Genomic DNA, 18047 nt, shown 5'->3' on the forward strand with positions numbered 1-18047 from the left:
ATTATAAAAGTCTTTCAGGTAATTGGAAACGGAAATACTCAAGTTCTGGATTATCTTTAAAATGTTTTGGTGTAACACCCACATATTTTTTAAAAATACGAGTATAGTAACTTTGATTACAGAAATGGAATTGCTCCGAAATATCAGAAATACTTTTATTTGTATGTCGTAAATAATATTGTGATTCTTCTACTCTTCTAACATTTAAATACTCTACTAAGGTTATCCCTACATGCTCTTTGAAAATTCGTGATAAATGACTTGTGCTAATTTTAAAGTATGATGCTATATCTTCTACAGATAAATCCGATTCAATCTCATCGTCGATAAACATGATCACCTTATTAACGGTTTGATGTTTATAGTAAGGTTGTTTTCTTTCGGATATAACATAAATATAAAATTCTATTAAGTCATCTGCAAATTGTAAATACTCCGCATCATTCATGCGTTCATCAATCATCTCCACACATGCCACGTTAAAAGCAAAAACCTTTTTTGATGGTGCCTGGTTCTCTATTAGTTTTCTAGTGACAACTGACGATAGAATAACAAAATAATGTCTAACAGCTCTAAAGAATTGCTTACCTGCGCGTATAGATAGAATATTAAGTAACTCCTGCAATGATTTCTTCGCAGCCTCGGCTTCTAATTGATTAATTTGCCTCAATAATTGCGCTTCAATATCAAAGAATTTCTCTATACCTTCGTATTGATTCATCATTTCAATTTCCTTAAAGTACCTTTTAGAGATAGATTCTGAAATGGAATATTGGTGTTCTAGCATAAACTCCCCATCTTTCTATAATATTAAACAATTTTCTGTTACATTATTCTTACTATATAACGAAAATGGTAATATGAAAATAGTTTTATTAACCAAGTAAGAAGAAAATTTACGTTTATGTATGGGTCAATCTTCTTAAAAAAATAAAATATACTTATGTAAAAATAATACATATACTGAAATTTTTTAATAAATTTTTATCTTTATTTTTATCGGTTATCAAATTATAGTATTTATATGGACAAATTTATGTCACATTTTTGTATGAACTCATGCATTTATTAGCTATACTTAATTTTATAAATACTCTATAGTAATAATATGTGAAAGAATTCTCAAGATGGAAAGAAACGAGGTATAAGTTAATGGATCCACGATCTATCGAGGAATTGATACAAGTTATTAAGGAATTTTTCCCAGATAACACTTCAATCGTTATTTCAGATACAAAAAAATATTTATATTATCAACCAAGTAAGAAAATTGACTTGAAGATTAAGCCTGGTGATGCTATACCAGAAGGTTCTGCAACTCAAAAAGCACTTGATTATGGACAAAAAATAAATTCTTTTATTGAACCTGAAATATTTGGTGTTCCTTATTATGGAATGAGTATTCCATTAGTGGAAGAAGGGGAAATAAAAGGAGCAATCACAGCAGTATTCCCACAAAAGCCTTCTCCTTTCTTAACAAATTACATCACGATTAAAATTGACGACTGCTGGTATCCAGTGAAGCATAATGAAGTCATCTATTTAGAAACTCAGCTTCGTAAAACTTTCGTCAAAACTATGCAAAAAGAAGGCTATCATCGCTTAAATTTAAGTGATCTTGAGTTATTCCTATCACATGATAGATTTATTCGATGTCATCGTTCATATATTGTAAACATTGATTTTATCGAAGAAATTCAACCAGATTCACATTCTACATTCCTACTCATTATGAAGGATGGCACACGAATCCCTGTGAGCCAACGCTATGCAAGTTATTTCCGCCGTTCATTGGGATTCTAGAAATAAATTCCACGGTTATTTTAATGGAGTTGACCAAAACTATTTTGGTACAGCTCCTTTTCTCTTTAATGCAAAACATTTCTGTTTCAGTCGCTTTTTAAACCTTTTCATGCACTTATGAACAAATTGTGATAATTCGGTGATACTATAATTTTGGCAATATTTAAACACCTATGCTTCATGCTTCAAGTGAAAAAATTTTTCACAATTGATATGAAATTTTCTATTAAACAGAAGGAGAGATTTCAATGACAGTAAATGTAGAAGAAAGACTTCGCTATCCACAACTTGCTAATAAGATTATGACAGCCGCTGAAGCAGCAGCGCTAATAGAAGATGGAATGACTTTAGGATTAAGTGGTTTTACTCGTGGTGGGGATGCCAAGGCTGTACCAAATGCTTTAGCTGAACGCGGTAAAACTGAAAAATTCAAAGTAGACGTGTACACTGGTGCATCACTTGGTCATGATTCAGATGCTAAGATGTCTGATGCTGGAATTATTAGAAAACGCTTACCATTCCAAGTGGATCGTACTATGAGAGGTCATATTAATAAAGGCGATCTATCGTTTATGGATCAACATTTGGGAGAGACTGCTGACTTTTTACGTCAAGGTGCTATAAAAAAAGTTGATGTTGCAATTATTGAAGCGACTGCAATTACCGAAGACGGCTTGTTGATTCCAACAACTTCAGTGGGTAACTCACCTATCTTTGTTGAAGAAGCCGACAAAGTTATTATTGAATTAAACCTTTCTTCATATCCAGAACTTGAAGGACTTCATGATATTTATCTTCCTGAACCTCAAGGAGAACGCAAACCTTTTGCTATTGTCCATACTTTAGATCGTATTGGTCAAAAAGGTATTCCTTTGAATATGGAAAAAGTAATTGCTGTTGTCCTTACAGATCAAGAGGATTCTCCATCATTAGTACTTCCTCCTGACGATGAAACACAACAAATGGCAGATCATCTTTTAGACTTCTTCCGAGATGAAATTAAAGCAGGCCGTTTAACAAATAAACTTGCTCCTCTTCAATCAGGAATTGGCTCAGTAGCAAATGCAGTATTATCTGGGATGGTAAAATCTGAATTTGAAGATCTTGAAGTTTTCTCTGAAGTTTTACAAGATGCAGTATTTGAATTAATTGATGCTGGTAAAGTAAAAGCTGCTTCTTGCTGTTCAATTACATTATCTAAAGAAAAAATGGAATCCGTATTCCATCATTTAGATAAATATGCAGATAAATTAATAATACGTCCACAAGAAATTTCAAATAGTCCTGAAGTTATTCGTCGCTTGGGTCCTATCTGCATGAATACAGCTATTGAATTTGACATTTATGGTAACGTAAACTCTACTCATGTGTCAGGTACTAAAATGATGAATGGTATTGGCGGATCTGGCGATTTTGCACGCAATGGTCGCTATTCAATTTTCGTTACTAAATCCACTGCGAAAGATGGCAAAATTTCATCAGTAGTTCCGTTCGTATCACACGTTGATCATGCAGAACATGATGTTGATGTTGTCGTAACAGAACAAGGTCTTGCAGACTTACGTGGTTTAACTCCTCGTGAACGCGCAGAGCTTATTATTGAAAAATGTGTACACCCTAAATTCAAACCTGCTCTTCGTGCATACTACGAAGAAGCAAAAACTCGTGGTGGACAAACTCCTCACGTATTAGAAAAAGCATTTTCATTCCATACAAACTTAGCTAAATATGGTACAATGCTTGCTCCAGAAGAAGAAAACTAACAGCGATTAATGAAAAAGGCTCAGCATATATAGCTGAGCCTTTTTTTACATAAAATACTTAGTTTAAATCTTTAGGTGGCTTGATACCATTCAAAAATTCATGTTGTTCTTCATTTTCATAGTGAATTGCAGTTGCAGAACCTTCCGAAATCATTTTTGTATCATCGTCATTGTAGGTATGATGATCATTAGCATAACCATCCGCTGTTGTAGTATTAAAAGAATCCTTAACTACACTAACTGATGAATCGGATGATTTATCTAACAAGCTATTTACTTTCGATTTCGTACTGTTAAATGCTTCTACTGCTTTATCACGATTTTCCTTTTTGCGAAAATACGCATAAGCACCTGCCGCTAATCCAGCGATTAATAGAGATTTACCTTTAGCCATATCCATCATTTCCTCCCATTTATCGTTCTAAATTAACTATACCCTATTTTTTAGAAAATACACATTATCAAGTTGATTTTATAATAATTTGTCACGTTTAAAGACTGTTTTTATATCCCACTAGCCTATAGAAATTTCTATGAAGAGATAAAATAATTCTCTCCTATGACCTATGCTTTTTTTCTGCTATCATAATAAGAAAATGCACGAAATGGAAGTGTGGTTATGCAAAATGACAGAAGTGCAATCTGTTAAAAAGAAAAAAGGTACTTTAACAAAAGAAAAGATTATTAAAACTGCCCGCAACTTATTTTATAAAAAAGGCTACGATGCAACCACTACAGCTATCATTGCGAAAGAAGCAGGAGTATCTGAAGCCACTTTATATAAATATTTTAAAAGCAAAATGACATTACTATTATCAACAGTTGAACCTGAATGCATACCCTTTATGGAAAATAAAAATTACCAACTGTTAACTAATCAAGAACTGTTGAGTGTATGGACTAACGAATTGATAGACAAAGTTTTTTATAATCGTCCTCAATATTCAATCATTTTCAATGAATCAACAAAACATCCAGAACTTTCCGAACAGTATATTGCGAATATATACAGTATGTCTAATGCAGATTTGGAACTTGTTAATCGAATGGATAAAGGAGATTTACCTAAAATCGATTTAATCCTATTTCAAGTTGGGATAATTGGTTCTTTCTTAGCAATGATAACCCATATGCAAATTTATGATCCTACGATCAAGTTAGAGAAAGTTCCCCCAAATATTCGAAATACGCTTATTTGCTTAATAGAAGGAAAATTTTTCGTATAAAAAAGTAAAGGGCGATCTCATTTACCAATCCGAACGATTGTTTATTGAGATCACCTCTTAATCTAAATGACAGAGGAATTAGGATAAGTTACATCGCTAGATTCTGCTTTTGGTTTTCGTACATAGCACATAATTGCAGCAATGTAGTAAACAATAGACGTTAAAGATAGTATTCCAGCAAATACTCCAGCCACTATAAACATACTTCCTGCAAAATTCGCCCTATTCTTTGTCCTTACTGCTTGAACTATCCCCACTATTCCTGCAACAACACTAACGATAAAGCAAATGATGATAAACCAACCAAAAGGGCCTAGAAAATTTATCGCTGATACCATACTTTCAGCAAAGGCTTGTATATCAGTATCCTTGAATTGAGGGTCATTTGTTAATTGATTTTTAAATTCTGTAACCAATTCATCTTGTAATTGCGTGTTATTCTTCACTTCTGAAACAAGTTTTACGATTAACCCCATAATTGCAATTGCAATCAGATTGAAGAGCGTACCTACACTACCTAAAACTATTTCAATCGTTCTTTTCACTAAACCACCTCTATATTATTGTTATAGATTACTATACGTTACTACTTTCAAAAAGTTTCAGATTTTCTTATTCTATACAAAAAAGGACTATCTTATAAGTAATTTTCACTTATTTGATAATCCTTATAAATTTATGCTGTTTAGCTTACTAACATTCGTTAAAAAAGTTACTACGAAACACTTATGCTTTTATATCATCATATTCATGTGATGTTTCAAAAGCTTTGACTACATAGGAACAAACGGCTTCAATTTTATATTCGTTTTCACGAGCATAATCTGCAGCCCGATTTAAGAGTTGTTTTGCAATTCCTTGACCGCGTAAGGAGCTATCAACAAAAGTATGCTCAACTACCATTATGTCGCCTAACTGTGTCCAAATAATTTCTGCAAGTACTTTACCTTCTTTTTCATACTCAAAGGCAAATTCTTCAGCATCTCTTTTACTTAATTTAAATTCCATATTTTCACACCCCCCATGTAATAAATTTAGTTTAGCATATTATCGCTAAAGTATGTTAGTGTGTGATGCGGGATTTATATTCGGTACAAATTCAGGACAGAATTAGCTAAATAATCCGCTAATACCATCAATTATTTTCTGAAAGAAGCTTTTCACACTCGCCCAGAAACCTGAGTCACTTTTAATGTTAATGTCTTCGTTTATTTTATTTAATTGATCTTTAATATTACCACTTAAATCATCTAATTGTGTTGACCATTTGCTAAAATCAATATCAAGTTTACTGATTTTATCCATTAAATCAATTAATAATTGGCGGTCTTTATCACTTAAGTTAATCTCTAATTTTTTAAGTTGTTCATCAACAATTTTTTCGACATCTTCTTTTGTTGCTGGTTTTTGTTCAGCAATTTGTTTTTTTATGTCTGTTAATAATTGACTTACCTTTTCTTCGTCCACACCAGAATTTTGAGCCAAATCAGTGGCTACTGAAAGCTCTTGATTCGCTACATCTGTACGGTCTTTATCTAGTTTTTTACCAGTTGTTACTTCGTATGCCTTGTAAATGCCTGCAAGTGCAGAGTGTCCTGTTACTTTTTTAGGTGCAGCTACTTCAACTGTAGCATCTTCAATCCCTGCTGTTAGCATTGCATTACTATACATATCAGAAGTTACCTCTGTAATATTTTCAGGTGTCACTATGTTGATAACTAAGCCAGAGCCAGCATCTTTTGGTGTAATTTTAGCAGATGAATATAGACGTGCACTTGAATTCCCATTTTCAATGTATTTTGCGATATCTGCACCTGTAATTGTAATTTCTTGGACATCAGAGTTATTTGCAATGCCTAAGCTATTTTTCACACTTACTTTTTCGCTTTCTGAAAGACTTCCGCCATAAACAACAATTGGAACTCCTAATTTTTCATTGACCACTTCATCCGACGATTGAGATGAATTTGTACTTGCATAACTTGTTGTTGGTGCAACAATGGCTGTTGTCAAACTCATCGCTGCAATGACAGCAAAGATTTGTTTTTTCATTGTGGAATTTCCTCCTTAGACTTTCATCATTTCTAGATTTGTTTTAGTCACTTCTAGTAAATATTATGAAATTATTTGAGCCAAATCCTTTCATAAAATAATTTTCCAGTTCAAAAAGAAATATTAAGTAATTCTAAATATCTTTACTAATAATACGTTAAAAAGAGCAAAAAGTTTCTGAAAGTGGGTAAACTTTCTCCTTTTGCTCTTCATATATTATTTAATTGATGTCCAACCGTCTTCTTGAGTAATTCGGTTAGCTTTCATAAGTGTACCTAGCGCACGCTTAAAAGCACCCTTACTCATATGGAACATTTCTTTAATTTCCTCTGGTGAAGATTTATCGCCAAATGGCATTTTTCCACCAACATCTTCTAGGTATTTAAAAATTTGCTCTGCATCATCGCTTAGACGTTCATAAACTCGGGGAAGCATAGAAGCGTTTATAGTACCATCTTCTTTTACTTCAATAACTCGAACGCTAATATCTGAACCAAGGCGTGGTTCTGCTCCACGTTCAGATTCATGAACAAAAATACGATATGGTGTATCAACACCAAGTAAAAATGTTCCGACCGGTAACAAACGATACGGACGAGCTAAAATATTTTTATTGAACAATTCAGGATCTGCATCCTCATATAATTCTAATATTTTTTCCTCGGTAGCTAAACGACCAAATAATCCGCCTTCACGGTCTGTACGTAACGTTACATACAAATGGTTTCCTGGTTCAGGCCATAGTGATTTTAACTTAGGTAAGTCTTCAGCTGGCACTAGAACTTCTCTTGAAGTACCGATATCTACATATGCGCCTTCACGGTCTTTAACATGTAACACGCGTGCCCATCCATATTCACCTTTAAGAATATGTGGTAAGGCCGTTGTTGCAGCTAAATTACCTCTTCGATCTGCATATAAAAATACTTCAATTTTTTGATTAACCTTTAAAGGTTCCGTTACTTCCGAAATATTCAACGGGATATCTACATTATCATTTGTTAATACATATTTTGACTCTTGTTCTTCTTTTACTACTAATTTTACTACGTCACCTGATTGCAACTCTGTCATAATGCAAACTCCTTTCATATGACATCTATCATTCACCGGAATGAGTATCTTTTAACTCTTCTAGTTTGTGGATAAAGTCGGGATTCTCTTCTAGTACTTGGATAAGATCTGCTATTCGATCAATAGAATTCCAGCTTAAATGATGCTCAATCCCTTCCACATCATTGTAAATTCTTTCTTCATCTACACCAATTAGTCTTAAAAACTGTTCCAATAAGCTATGTCTCTCTACTAGTCGTTTACCTAATTTTAACCCTTTTGGCGTTAAAGATAGTCCTCTATATCGTTCGTAAACTAAATAACCATCTTTATCAAGTTTCTGTACCATTTTGGTAACTGAAGAAGGCAGAACTGACAATGCTTCGGCTATGTCCGATACACGCGCGTAACCTTTCTGGTCAATTAGTAAATAGATTTGTTCGATGTGATCTTCCATACTCGGTGTCGGCATCTCAATTCCCTCTCTTTCGATTTCCTATCTCTCTAGTTTACTACATGAAACTATAAAACGTAACCTGTAGTGTAAAAGCGTTAAATTTAATTCATAATATATCGCCTAAATTATTGAATTTTTGCATATACACATGTATCACGTAGCTTCTTTCCATCTGCTGAGCGACTATCTTGTTTTAATATTCCTTCTAATTCAAACTGCGCTCTAGTTGCGACAGCCCGACTTCTTATGTTATCACTATCGCAACGAATTTCCAGCCGTTTTGCACCTAATTCTTTAAATGCAAATTGAGAAATTCTTTGTACAGCTTCTGTCATATAACCGTTTCCTTCATGTCTTGCATCTACCCAATAGCCGATTTCAAACTTAGGAATAGTCCAGTCAATATTATGCAATCCTGAAGAACCGATAAATTCTCCACTTTCCTTTAGGAATACATGTAATCGTAAGTCTTTCCTTGTTATAAAATCACCAATAGCTTGACGAAGATTTTCTTTCGTCTCCTCTTTCTTAGGCATTGTCTGCGCCCAATTCATGAAGGGCTTTAAGTTTTTCGCCGAATGTGCAATAGCTTCCCAAACAGAATCGACATCTTCTATATGTGGCATACGAATGATTAATCTTTCTGAATCAAAGCTACTTGGGAAATCCCATCTATCTTTATAATTTATATTTTCATTTTTTTCTTCGTCTTCCCAGCTAACAGGAGTGGTTTTTCCCTCCAAATAATCTTGACGCGTAATTCCATATGTAACCGCATCGTAGTATGAATTTTCCTTCGGTACGTACCAAGCTTGACGAAGATGCGCCTCTTTGACAAACCCCGCTTTCTCAAACGTTTTCCTCATGGCAATATTATCTTGTCTAGTATGGCCCTCTATACGTATTTTATTATTTGGCAACGAGAATACATATTCACTTACTAATTTTAATGCTTTTGTGCCATAGCCTAATCCTCGCCATTTTTCTGCTATACGTAAGTCAAACAATGGAATTTCATCCTGCAAATCGTATATTTTTACCATTCCTACTTGTAAGTTCTCATCATTTACTAACCAAAAAGTTTTTGCTTGATCTGATTCATAACCACCTTCATCAATTGCTTTTTCGATAATTTCTCTTGCAGGATGTGTATTCTCATGATAAGGCCATACATTTGTTGTCATAAATTCGATTAGTTGTTCTTGTTCTTCTATAGTCCATTCAATTAGTTTCATATTATTCGCCTCCATTACCATAATCACTACAAGTACTATATCAATCGTCCAACGATTCCTTATTCATACATAAATCATAAATTCTATATTCCCTATCATACCGGAATAATTAGTAGTTTTGTTAATCATTTATTCCTCAATATACTATCCTAAATTCAATTTGAGAATTTTTTACTATTTTTGTATATTTGTATAAAGTGAACCTTACATAGAAAGATTCTTCTAATGTTCACTAGAAACTTTAAAGAAATGCTTAATCCCTTTAAAACATTTAAGGGAAATACTATCAACTGAAGGGGTGGTTTTATGAAAAAAGGGCGTTGGAATATGATTACAGATGTTTCGGATGTTCATGTTGGTCACGTTACGTTATATGAGAAATTAAATGCGGAAGATACAATTTGTACAGGTGTAACAGCTATATTACCACATGGAGGCAATCTGTTTGAGCAGAAGGTACCTTCAGCATGCTTTGTATTGAACGGATTTGGAAAATCAGTAGGGCTTGTTCAAGTAGAAGAATTAGGTTTGATGGAGTCCCCGCTTATGCTTACAAATACATTCAGTGTTGCGTCCGTTTTAGAAGGAACTTTAGATTATTTACTTCATCAAAATCCTAGTATCGGCGACTCTACTAGTTCCCTCAATATTGTTGTTGGTGAATGTAATGATAGCTATCTTAATAGTATGAGGCTTCGCGCTGTAAAACCTGAACATGCTGTTTCCGCTATACATAATGCAAAGCATGCACCCTTTGAACAAGGCGCAGTCGGTGCCGGAAAAGGCATGATCTGCTATGAACAAAAAGGAGGTATTGGTTCATCTTCTAGAATTATCGAACAAGATGATGAAATTTTTACAGTAGGTGCTTTATTGCTCACAAATTTTGGTAACGCTAGTGAATGTCGTTTCGCCAGTTGGCAACAAGATTCACCTATCGAAAAACCTGATGGCTCTGTCATCATCGTAATCGCAACAGATGCACCCGTTAGTGATCGGCAACTAAAAAGACTAGCTAAAAGGGCAACTATCGGACTTGGAAGAACAGGTACACACATCCATAATGGCAGTGGCGATATTATTATTGCATTTTCAACTGCATACACAATCCCACACCAATCTAGTTCATCTATTGGAGATGCGGTAGCATTTGTGAGAGATGATTCGAAGCTAATGAATGATCTCTTTCAAGCAACCATTGAGGCTACAGAAGAATCTGTCTATCAATCATTGCTACATGCCGAAACAACAGTTGGACGTAAAAATCGAATTGTAGAAAAGGCAAATTTGACGTAAAAAATAAAAAGATTGGCTACTAAAGCCAATCTTTTTATAGGATTTGCCATCCTAAAGTGACGAAGATAATACCCACAAATAACGTTAAAACAGGATATAAAAATACTCCACGTACATCCTTTTCCTGTATTAAACGGACAGTATCGAACGCAAAAGTAGAAAATGTTGTAAACGCTCCTAAAAACCCCGTCACAACGAACGCTGTCAATAACTCTTGATGATTCACTGATATATGTAGTGCCATTCCCATAAATAATGAACCTACACTATTTACGATAAATGTTGCTACATAATATGGTTGAGCTTTATACACCATCCATTTAATAATACTAAATCGTGCTAACGCTCCAAGTCCTCCACCAATAGCAAGTGCGAGCCAGTTCACGAACGCTCACCTGCTTTCTTTTTAGGACTTGTAAGTAAAAAGCCGAATGATGCCAATACAATACAAAGTACCGTCATCATAATTGCGTAAATAATTGCCATAAACACATTGGTTTGCATTAGTTGAAGCCATCTAGCTGAAAATGTAGAAAATGTCGTGAAGGCACCTAGTAATCCAGTTGTCAAAAATACCTTCCACCCAGAATACTGTGGAAAACGTGTGAATAAACCATTTAAAATACCCATCAAAAAACTTCCTACACTGTTTACAATCCACAGCATCCACTCAGTTGGAACAATAACTATAACGCCATACCGCATCAATGTCCCCAACATTCCACCTATTGTAACCGCTACTACGTTTTTTAACACAAAATACACCTTCAATTGAACTGCTAAAACGAAATAGTTATTTCATTCCATCTAAATATTTTTTTAGAATTTTCCTAACTCGCTTTCTAACAGTTTTATTTTGCTTTTAATATTAATGTATAGCCATCTGAAATTTTACCATTAATCACTGTTTCATGGTACGTTCCGTTCACCCAATCGTCTACTTGATCATGGTACCACTGTGATCTTACATGCCCAGATTGACCAGGCCCAACAATATGATAAGCTTTCGATAAATCACTTAAATCAGCTACAAATCTCCATGATGCTCCATGATTAACAATGCCTGTTTTATCGGAAGCAGCTGCTCGAACAGTTACCTTTGAACCAGAAACTGGAGTCTTCTTCGAATCTAATAGTTTGGCGAGTATTGGAGATGCAGATGATAGTGGATGTTTGAATACTACTTGATGATAATCACCCCATCGCCAATTTGATAAATCTTCACCATGAGATTCTTTTATATCCTTTACAGTTTCTTGTAAAGCTTTCGTAACAAGTTCGTCAATCCCACCAGCCTTATCGACAAATTCACCAGGTTTTCCTTTATACGCTTGGCGAAGTATTTCATCTGTAATATTATACTTTCCGGGCATCATATCATAAACATCCGCAGGCATTGATTTCTTAAAGAGCTGTTGTTGTATTTTAATCATCCACAGATTATATATGAGCGGTGCACCTTCTGATACAGAATCTTGGTAATCCCACTCTTCCATCATCTTTATAACATCCTCAAGTTTCCCTTGTTTTTTTACAGATTCAATTAGGTTTGGCAAGAATTCTTTTGCATATAGGTTTTCTGTATCTAATTGCATATTCTCCATATCTTCAACTGTAAAATCATCTTTCTCCTCTAGCATTTCAACTATTCGTTCATAACGATATGGTTGTGCCCAAAAATCAGTAATATGATAAGGATACCCGCTACCCACTACCTTATTATTCGCAGTTGCAATATAACCGCTATCTGGATTAACTACTTTCGGCAATTGATTAAAATCAATATATCCTTTCCAGCCATAATCTGCAGAATATCCTGGTACAGGGAATTGTCCATCCCCTCTTTTACGTATTGGAATTAGACCATTCGCTTTATATGCAATTGTTCCGTCGGTTGATGCAAATACAAAATTTTGAGCAGGTGCTTTAAAATCCGTTAAAGCCGTTTCAAATTCATGCCAATTTTTTGCTTTATCTAAATTTAATATAGCTTGCAACTCTTGTGTAGATTGTAGCGCTGTCCATTGCATCGAAAATACTGCAGTAGGTTTTTCCTTTTTAAAGGCTAAGTCCGAGATAATTGGACCATGTCTTGTCACAACAACCTTATAATCAATCGTTTTTTCCCCTTTTACTTTAATCTTTTCTTTGCGGACCTCTGCCTGCTCCCATTTATTTTCATATTTAAACTGTGTCGGATTATCTGGATTTGGTATTTCAATATATAAATCTTGCACGTCTGGCCCTACATTCGTAACACCCCAAGCAATGTGATCATTATGTCCTAATATAATACCTGGAATACCAGCAAAAATTACACCACTCACATTTTGAGAAGGCGAAGTCAGATGCATCTGGTACCATATAGATGGCGTGCTCAATCCTAAATGTGGATCATCCGCCAAGAGCGGTTTACCACTTTGTGTTTTATCTCCAGATAGGACCCAGTTATTACTTCCATTGAATTCATTTGGAATCAGGGACGCATCAAATTGACCTGAAACTTTTACGGTATTTTCGATATTCTCTTCAATAATAGATTTAGCATTTTCAGGGTAATGTATCATTAATTCCTGTACTTCATCTGCGGTTAGATTTGCTAATGCCCAATGTCTAAATGCCAGCATACTCCAATTTCCACCTAAATCGTATGCCATATATTTACCAATTGTTAAAGAGTCTACTGCTGTCCATGGCGTTGGTTCATATCCTAACACCTTAAACTCATAAGGTAATGTTCCTTCTTTTTTAGCTTGTTTTATATATGCATTCACCCCTTCTGCATACCAACCTAAAACCTGTTTAGCTTCTTTTGAATAACCATCATATGACTTTTTTGCAGCATCTCTAAGACTAAACGTTCTAAAAAATTTGTCGGTCTTAATCGTGGAAGATCCCACTACTTCTGATAATGTTCCACTTGCTTGTCTCCTTGATAAATCCATCTGGAATAAGCGATCTTGTGCCTGAACATACCCTTGTGCACGATAAAGATCTGCATCAGATTTTGCATGTATATGAGGTACACCCTTCTCGTCTCTTGTAACTTTAACATCTTCATCCATGCCTTTAACGATGACCTTCCCTTCAATGTCAGGTAAAGTTTTGTCGATATAATAATTCACATAAAGGGCAGATGCTATTACGATTAGTACAAGAATTCCGAGTATACTTAAAACCCATTTCCACAGTCGTCTTTTTCTTTTCATCATACATATCCCCCCTACACTCTCTATATTCCAAGGCCTCTCAATTTATCCCTAAATCCAAATAAATAAAAGGGCTCATCCATTCATTGGATAAGCCCTCTCAGATAATATGTCTATTTTATTTCTAACATGATTGGACAATGATCACTACCTAAAACATTGTCGTGAATCTCAGCATTAATGATTTTCTCTTGTAAGCGATTCGATACGATAAAGTAATCTATACGCCAACCAATATTTCTTTCACGTACTTTATTCATATAAGACCACCAGGTGTAACGATCGGTTACATCTGGATATAGATAACGAAAAGAGTCGGTGAATCCGGAATTTAGCAGTCTAGTCATTCTTCCTCTTTCTTCATCTGTAAAACCAGAATTCCCTATATTTGCTTTTGGATTTTTTAAATCTATTTCTTCATGTGCAACATTTAAATCTCCGCAATATATAACAGGTTTTACTTTATCTAATGATTTTAAATAAGCACGTAATTCGTCTTCCCAAACAACACGATATTCCAAACGCGTCAAATCTCTTTTGGAATTTGGCGTATAAACGTTTACTAAATAAAAGGTTTCATATTCTAGTGTAATAATTCGGCCTTCTTCTTGTGTATCACAATCCCCAACTCCATATTTTACTGATATTGGCTCATGTTTTGTAAAAATTGCTGTACCTGAATACCCTTTCCGTTCAGCATAATTCCAAAATTGATAATAGCCTGGAATTTCTAAATCTACTTGTCCAGCCTGACATTTTGTTTCTTGAATACTAAAAAAGTCCGCATCCATTTCATCAAAATAATCTTGAAAGCCTTTTTTCAAACATGCACGAATACCATTTACATTCCATGATATGAATTTCATATTCAAAATCTCCTATATGTAAAAATACACCTTCCGTCTATACGAACGAAAGGCGCTAATAAAAAATGCTTCTGTATTTTAGACTATCCTACAGTAATAGAAGGTTTAATCTACTTTATCAGTAGCTAAATCTTCTCCAACAATTTTCACCTCTGTTTCAAGATCTACATTGAATTTTTCTTTTACAGCTTTTTGTACCATATGAATGGTTTCAATATAGTCAGTAGCAGTAGCGTTACCTTTATTAATAATAAAGCCTGCATGTTTTGTTGAAACTTCGGCGCCACCGACACCTTTTCCTTGCATACCACTATCTTGGATTAGCTTTCCGGCAAAATAACCTGGAGGACGTTTGAAGACACTTCCCGCTGAAGGATATTCAAGTGGTTGTTTAGATTCTCTCTTAAATGTTAAATCTGCAATTGTAGCATCAATCGTTTCTTTATCCCCATTTTCCAATTTGAAAATAGATGATAAAACATAATAACCATTCTTAGCGATAATACTTTTACGATAGCCAAGTTCTAATTGTTCTTTTGAAAGATTTAATACTTCACCTGCTTTAGTCAATACCTTACAACTAACAATAACATCATTAATCTCTCCGCCATATGCACCAGCATTCATAGCCATCGCACCACCAATAGAACCTGGAATTCCACAAGAAAATTCAAGGCCTGTTAGCGACTTAGCAGCAGCAGCCTTTGACACGTCTTTAATAAGTGCACCAGATTGTGCATACACCGTTGTACCCTCAATACGAATTTCATCGAGTTTAGAAAGATTTAATACAATCCCTCTAATACCACCGTCTCTTATCACCATATTCGAGCCATTTCCTAATAAGAAAATCGGAACATTATTGAGATGTGCATATTTTACAACTTCAGCTACCTCATCTTCTGTTGAAGGCATTACAAGTATATCTGCATTACCTCCAAGTTTTGTCATTGTGTAATTTTTTAGTGGTTCATCTATTTTAATATCTTTAGAATTTACAATCTTATATAAATCATTGACCCATTGTTCTTTCATAATGGAAAGTCCATTCCTTTCATACTTTCTTTTCCTTCATTAAGTATGAATATACAACGGCTATTTTACAAGTGAAAATCACTTAAAGCCATCTTTTTGACCACATTTCAATTGCATCAATTGCATCTTTTAAGCTTAAACCCATTTCTGTAAGACTATATTCAACGCGAACAGGAACTTCTGTGTAAACTTGTCTTTCTACAAGTCCTTCTTTTTCTAATTCCTTCAAACGCTCTGATAGTAAACGGCCACTAATAGGAAGTGAAGATTCAATTTCGTTAAACCGTTTAGGACCTTCTAATAATTCATACAAGATTAAACCAACCCACCGTTTACCGATTAAATCCATTGCTTTTGATAATCGTGGACATAATGCATTTTCTTTCATAAATTTCACCTCTAATAAATACATTTTAACGACAATTCGATTAAAAGTAAACTTTTCGTAACTTAATTACTTGACGTAATCAATTTACTGTTTTATAGTAAGTTACGAAAAGTAAGTTAAATACTTTTTGAAAGGAGGAATCACTATGACATTTAAATTAGACCCTAAGATGCAGTTGGGATATGTACAATTGCGCGTTCAATCACTTGAAACTCAAAAAAAGTTCTATCAAGCATTAGGTTTCAGTATTATAGAAGAAAGCTCTCAAGCGGTGATTTTCGGGGCAGGCAGCTCTGAACCGATTTTAATCCTAACCGCAGATAAAGATGTAATTCAAAGACCGCCTCGAACTACCGGACTGTATCATTTCGCTATTTTAGTCCCAAGTCGAGAAGATTTAGCGTATATGATTGGAAATTTAATGAAGATAAAAGCACCATTTAGTGGTGCAGGCGATCATTTATACTCAGAAGCTTTCTATTTAACAGATCCTGAGGGAAACGGTATTGAAATATACAGAGATAGACCTCGTAACGAATGGACTATTCATGATGACGGTACAATTGATACCGATACAATTCCAGTCGATTTCAATAGTATTATGGCATTGTATGATCCAAATCGAGAATGGACTGGCTTCCCTAAAGGTACTATTTTAGGTCATATGCATTTAACTGTATCTGACCTAAGTGATGAATTACGTCGCTTCTATATAGATGGACTCGGCTTAGATTTAAAAACCAATTTTATGGGTTCAGCTTATTTCATGTCAGCAGGAGATTATCATCACCATATTGCTACAAATGTATGGAATGGTATTGGTGCCCCACTTGCACCGTCAGTTGCTAATGGATTAATCAGCTATTCATTGAACCTTTCTTCAATGGATGAATTGAAGAAGTTAAAGCAAAATCTAGTTGAACACGATATTTCACACGAAGAGACTGACAAGAAAATTATTGTGAAAGACTTTAATCACAATGGAATGATATTTACAGTTAAAGATATTTAACAACTAAATATCTTTAATTAATAAATCTTGATTTCAAGATAATAATGTAATATGATTAAACAAAGAAAAATTTAACTCTAGGAGGAATTTAAAATGACAAAATTTAATGTTGACGTAGCACACTCTAGCTTAGGATTCGAAGTAAAACATATGATGATTTCAAAAGTAAAAGGTGGTTTTGATACATTTACAGCAGATATTGATATGAACCCAGAAGATTTAACATCTGCTTCTATCAAATTTGACATTGATGTAAATAGCATCAACTCAAACAATGCAGATCGTGATAATCATTTAAAATCAGCTGATTTCTTTGATGCAGAACAATTCCCTAAAATGACTTTCGTTGCAACTGATATCAAATCAGAAGGGGCTGGCGAATACAAATTAACTGGTGATTTCACAGTCAAAGGCGTAACAAAATCTGTTACTTTTGATGTTGAATACGGTGGTAAAGGTACTAACCCATGGGGTGTAGAAGTTGTAGCATTTGAAGCAACTGGAAAAATCAACCGTAAAGAATTCGGCTTAACTTGGAACGCAGCTCTTGAAACTGGTGGCGTACTTGTTGGGGAAGACATCAAAATCAAAATTGAATTAGAACTTAATCCAGCTCAATAATACAAGAGCCTCTTAGCCTTCTCACATTAGG

The 18047-nt window shown here is 34.5% G+C and carries 20 protein-coding genes; 6 read left to right on the forward strand and 14 right to left on the reverse strand.

Annotated features, from left to right (window positions below; translation table 11 throughout):
• Position 1: 1 nt before the first annotated feature.
• Positions 2–787 carry a helix-turn-helix transcriptional regulator gene (locus tag D1606_RS10655; protein WP_119415992.1) on the reverse strand — a complete coding sequence of 262 codons (786 nt, stop codon included), beginning with the start codon at positions 785–787 and terminating at the stop codon, positions 2–4.
• A 365-nt stretch (positions 788–1152) separates the two neighbouring features.
• On the opposite strand from D1606_RS10655, the gene D1606_RS10660 reads away from it, so the two are divergent.
• Positions 1153–1803, forward strand: coding sequence for a LytTR family DNA-binding domain-containing protein (locus tag D1606_RS10660; protein ID WP_119415993.1), 651 nt, complete (start codon positions 1153–1155; stop codon positions 1801–1803).
• Between the two features lie 248 nt (positions 1804–2051).
• Positions 2052–3566, forward strand: coding sequence for a succinyl-CoA:acetate CoA-transferase ScpC (locus tag D1606_RS10665; protein ID WP_119415994.1), 1515 nt, complete (start codon positions 2052–2054; stop codon positions 3564–3566).
• A gap of 58 nt (positions 3567–3624) precedes the next feature.
• On the opposite strand, the gene D1606_RS10670 is transcribed toward D1606_RS10665, so the two are convergent.
• Complete coding sequence (locus tag D1606_RS10670; RefSeq protein WP_119415995.1) at positions 3625–3966, reverse strand: hypothetical protein; 342 nt, start codon at positions 3964–3966, stop codon at positions 3625–3627.
• Between the two features lie 226 nt (positions 3967–4192).
• Here D1606_RS10670 and D1606_RS10675 point away from each other — a divergent pair, with 226 nt between their 5' ends.
• Positions 4193–4792: a TetR/AcrR family transcriptional regulator gene (locus tag D1606_RS10675; protein WP_158582360.1), complete on the forward strand. Its 600-nt coding sequence runs from the start codon at positions 4193–4195 to the stop codon at positions 4790–4792.
• A gap of 62 nt (positions 4793–4854) precedes the next feature.
• Here the strand turns inward: D1606_RS10675 and D1606_RS10680 are convergent, their stop codons facing one another.
• From D1606_RS10680 to D1606_RS10705, 6 genes are all read right to left on the reverse strand, one after another.
• A complete protein-coding gene (locus tag D1606_RS10680; RefSeq protein ID WP_119415997.1) occupies positions 4855–5337 on the reverse strand; it encodes a DUF4064 domain-containing protein in 483 nt (160 codons plus the stop codon).
• Positions 5338–5518: 181 nt separating this feature from the next.
• On the reverse strand, positions 5519–5800 hold the full coding sequence (locus D1606_RS10685; protein WP_119415998.1) for a GNAT family N-acetyltransferase: 282 nt from the start codon (positions 5798–5800) through the stop codon (positions 5519–5521).
• 102 nt (positions 5801–5902) lie between these two features.
• On the reverse strand, positions 5903–6844 hold the full coding sequence (locus tag D1606_RS10690; protein ID WP_119415999.1) for a DUF1002 domain-containing protein: 942 nt from the start codon (positions 6842–6844) through the stop codon (positions 5903–5905).
• Positions 6845–7060: 216 nt separating this feature from the next.
• Positions 7061–7918: a CvfB family protein gene (locus D1606_RS10695; protein WP_119416000.1), complete on the reverse strand. Its 858-nt coding sequence runs from the start codon at positions 7916–7918 to the stop codon at positions 7061–7063.
• Positions 7919–7946: 28 nt separating this feature from the next.
• The gene (gene mntR, locus D1606_RS10700) at positions 7947–8369 is read right to left on the reverse strand and encodes a transcriptional regulator MntR (protein WP_119416001.1); all 423 of its coding nucleotides are present in this window, start codon (positions 8367–8369) and stop codon (positions 7947–7949) included.
• 110 nt (positions 8370–8479) lie between these two features.
• Complete coding sequence (locus D1606_RS10705) at positions 8480–9589, reverse strand: GNAT family N-acetyltransferase (protein ID WP_119416002.1); 1110 nt, start codon at positions 9587–9589, stop codon at positions 8480–8482.
• Between the two features lie 306 nt (positions 9590–9895).
• On the opposite strand from D1606_RS10705, the gene D1606_RS10710 reads away from it, so the two are divergent.
• A complete protein-coding gene (locus D1606_RS10710) occupies positions 9896–10885 on the forward strand; it encodes a P1 family peptidase (RefSeq protein WP_119416003.1) in 990 nt (329 codons plus the stop codon).
• A gap of 34 nt (positions 10886–10919) precedes the next feature.
• Here D1606_RS10710 and crcB read toward each other — a convergent pair whose 3' ends face one another.
• The 6 genes from crcB to D1606_RS10740 all read right to left on the reverse strand — a co-directional run bounded on the left by crcB (position 10920) and on the right by D1606_RS10740 (position 16383).
• A complete protein-coding gene (crcB, locus tag D1606_RS10715) occupies positions 10920–11270 on the reverse strand; it encodes a fluoride efflux transporter CrcB (RefSeq protein WP_119416004.1) in 351 nt (116 codons plus the stop codon).
• Positions 11267–11641 (reverse strand): fluoride efflux transporter FluC, encoded by a 375-nt coding sequence (locus D1606_RS10720; RefSeq protein ID WP_233548079.1) that lies wholly within the window; start codon positions 11639–11641, stop codon positions 11267–11269. The genes crcB and D1606_RS10720 overlap by 4 nt, the downstream gene beginning before the upstream one ends.
• Before the next feature lie 95 nt (positions 11642–11736).
• Complete coding sequence (locus tag D1606_RS10725) at positions 11737–14097, reverse strand: penicillin acylase family protein (protein ID WP_119416005.1); 2361 nt, start codon at positions 14095–14097, stop codon at positions 11737–11739.
• A 110-nt stretch (positions 14098–14207) separates the two neighbouring features.
• Positions 14208–14960, reverse strand: coding sequence for an exodeoxyribonuclease III (locus tag D1606_RS10730; RefSeq protein WP_119416006.1), 753 nt, complete (start codon positions 14958–14960; stop codon positions 14208–14210).
• Between the two features lie 105 nt (positions 14961–15065).
• Positions 15066–15998, reverse strand: a complete 933-nt coding sequence (gene murB / locus D1606_RS10735) for a UDP-N-acetylmuramate dehydrogenase (RefSeq protein WP_119416007.1) — start codon at positions 15996–15998, stop codon at positions 15066–15068.
• Between the two features lie 79 nt (positions 15999–16077).
• Positions 16078–16383, reverse strand: a complete 306-nt coding sequence (locus D1606_RS10740; protein ID WP_119416008.1) for a winged helix-turn-helix transcriptional regulator — start codon at positions 16381–16383, stop codon at positions 16078–16080.
• Between the two features lie 145 nt (positions 16384–16528).
• On the opposite strand from D1606_RS10740, the gene D1606_RS10745 reads away from it, so the two are divergent.
• Both D1606_RS10745 and D1606_RS10750 read left to right on the forward strand, forming a co-directional pair.
• A complete protein-coding gene (locus tag D1606_RS10745) occupies positions 16529–17395 on the forward strand; it encodes a VOC family protein (RefSeq protein ID WP_119416009.1) in 867 nt (288 codons plus the stop codon).
• Between the two features lie 93 nt (positions 17396–17488).
• Positions 17489–18016, forward strand: a complete 528-nt coding sequence (locus tag D1606_RS10750) for a YceI family protein (protein ID WP_119416010.1) — start codon at positions 17489–17491, stop codon at positions 18014–18016.
• The last annotated feature ends 31 nt before the right edge of the window (positions 18017–18047 follow it).

This window comes from Rummeliibacillus sp. POC4 (genome assembly GCF_003576525.1).
Classification (GTDB): domain Bacteria; phylum Bacillota; class Bacilli; order Bacillales_A; family Planococcaceae; genus Rummeliibacillus.

Excerpts from the sequence above, each read along its gene's own strand:
- D1606_RS10685 (WP_119415998.1), bottom strand. The coding sequence starts at position 5,800 with ATGGAATTTAAATTAAGTAAAAGAGATGCTGAAGAATTTGCCTTTGAG.
- D1606_RS10660 (WP_119415993.1), top strand. The coding sequence starts at position 1,153 with ATGGATCCACGATCTATCGAGGAATTGATACAAGTTATTAAGGAATTT.
- D1606_RS10675 (WP_158582360.1), top strand. The coding sequence starts at position 4,193 with ATGACAGAAGTGCAATCTGTTAAAAAGAAAAAAGGTACTTTAACAAAA.
- D1606_RS10725 (WP_119416005.1), bottom strand. The coding sequence starts at position 14,097 with ATGATGAAAAGAAAAAGACGACTGTGGAAATGGGTTTTAAGTATACTC.
- D1606_RS10695 (WP_119416000.1), bottom strand. The coding sequence starts at position 7,918 with ATGACAGAGTTGCAATCAGGTGACGTAGTAAAATTAGTAGTAAAAGAA.
- D1606_RS10690 (WP_119415999.1), bottom strand. The coding sequence starts at position 6,844 with ATGAAAAAACAAATCTTTGCTGTCATTGCAGCGATGAGTTTGACAACA.
- D1606_RS10665 (WP_119415994.1), top strand. The coding sequence starts at position 2,052 with ATGACAGTAAATGTAGAAGAAAGACTTCGCTATCCACAACTTGCTAAT.
- D1606_RS10710 (WP_119416003.1), top strand. The coding sequence starts at position 9,896 with ATGAAAAAAGGGCGTTGGAATATGATTACAGATGTTTCGGATGTTCAT.
- D1606_RS10670 (WP_119415995.1), bottom strand. The coding sequence starts at position 3,966 with ATGGATATGGCTAAAGGTAAATCTCTATTAATCGCTGGATTAGCGGCA.
- D1606_RS10705 (WP_119416002.1), bottom strand. The coding sequence starts at position 9,589 with ATGAAACTAATTGAATGGACTATAGAAGAACAAGAACAACTAATCGAA.
- D1606_RS10740 (WP_119416008.1), bottom strand. The coding sequence starts at position 16,383 with ATGAAAGAAAATGCATTATGTCCACGATTATCAAAAGCAATGGATTTA.
- D1606_RS10655 (WP_119415992.1), bottom strand. The coding sequence starts at position 787 with ATGCTAGAACACCAATATTCCATTTCAGAATCTATCTCTAAAAGGTAC.
- mntR (WP_119416001.1), bottom strand. The coding sequence starts at position 8,369 with ATGCCGACACCGAGTATGGAAGATCACATCGAACAAATCTATTTACTA.
- D1606_RS10745 (WP_119416009.1), top strand. The coding sequence starts at position 16,529 with ATGACATTTAAATTAGACCCTAAGATGCAGTTGGGATATGTACAATTG.
- D1606_RS10750 (WP_119416010.1), top strand. The coding sequence starts at position 17,489 with ATGACAAAATTTAATGTTGACGTAGCACACTCTAGCTTAGGATTCGAA.
- D1606_RS10730 (WP_119416006.1), bottom strand. The coding sequence starts at position 14,960 with ATGAAATTCATATCATGGAATGTAAATGGTATTCGTGCATGTTTGAAA.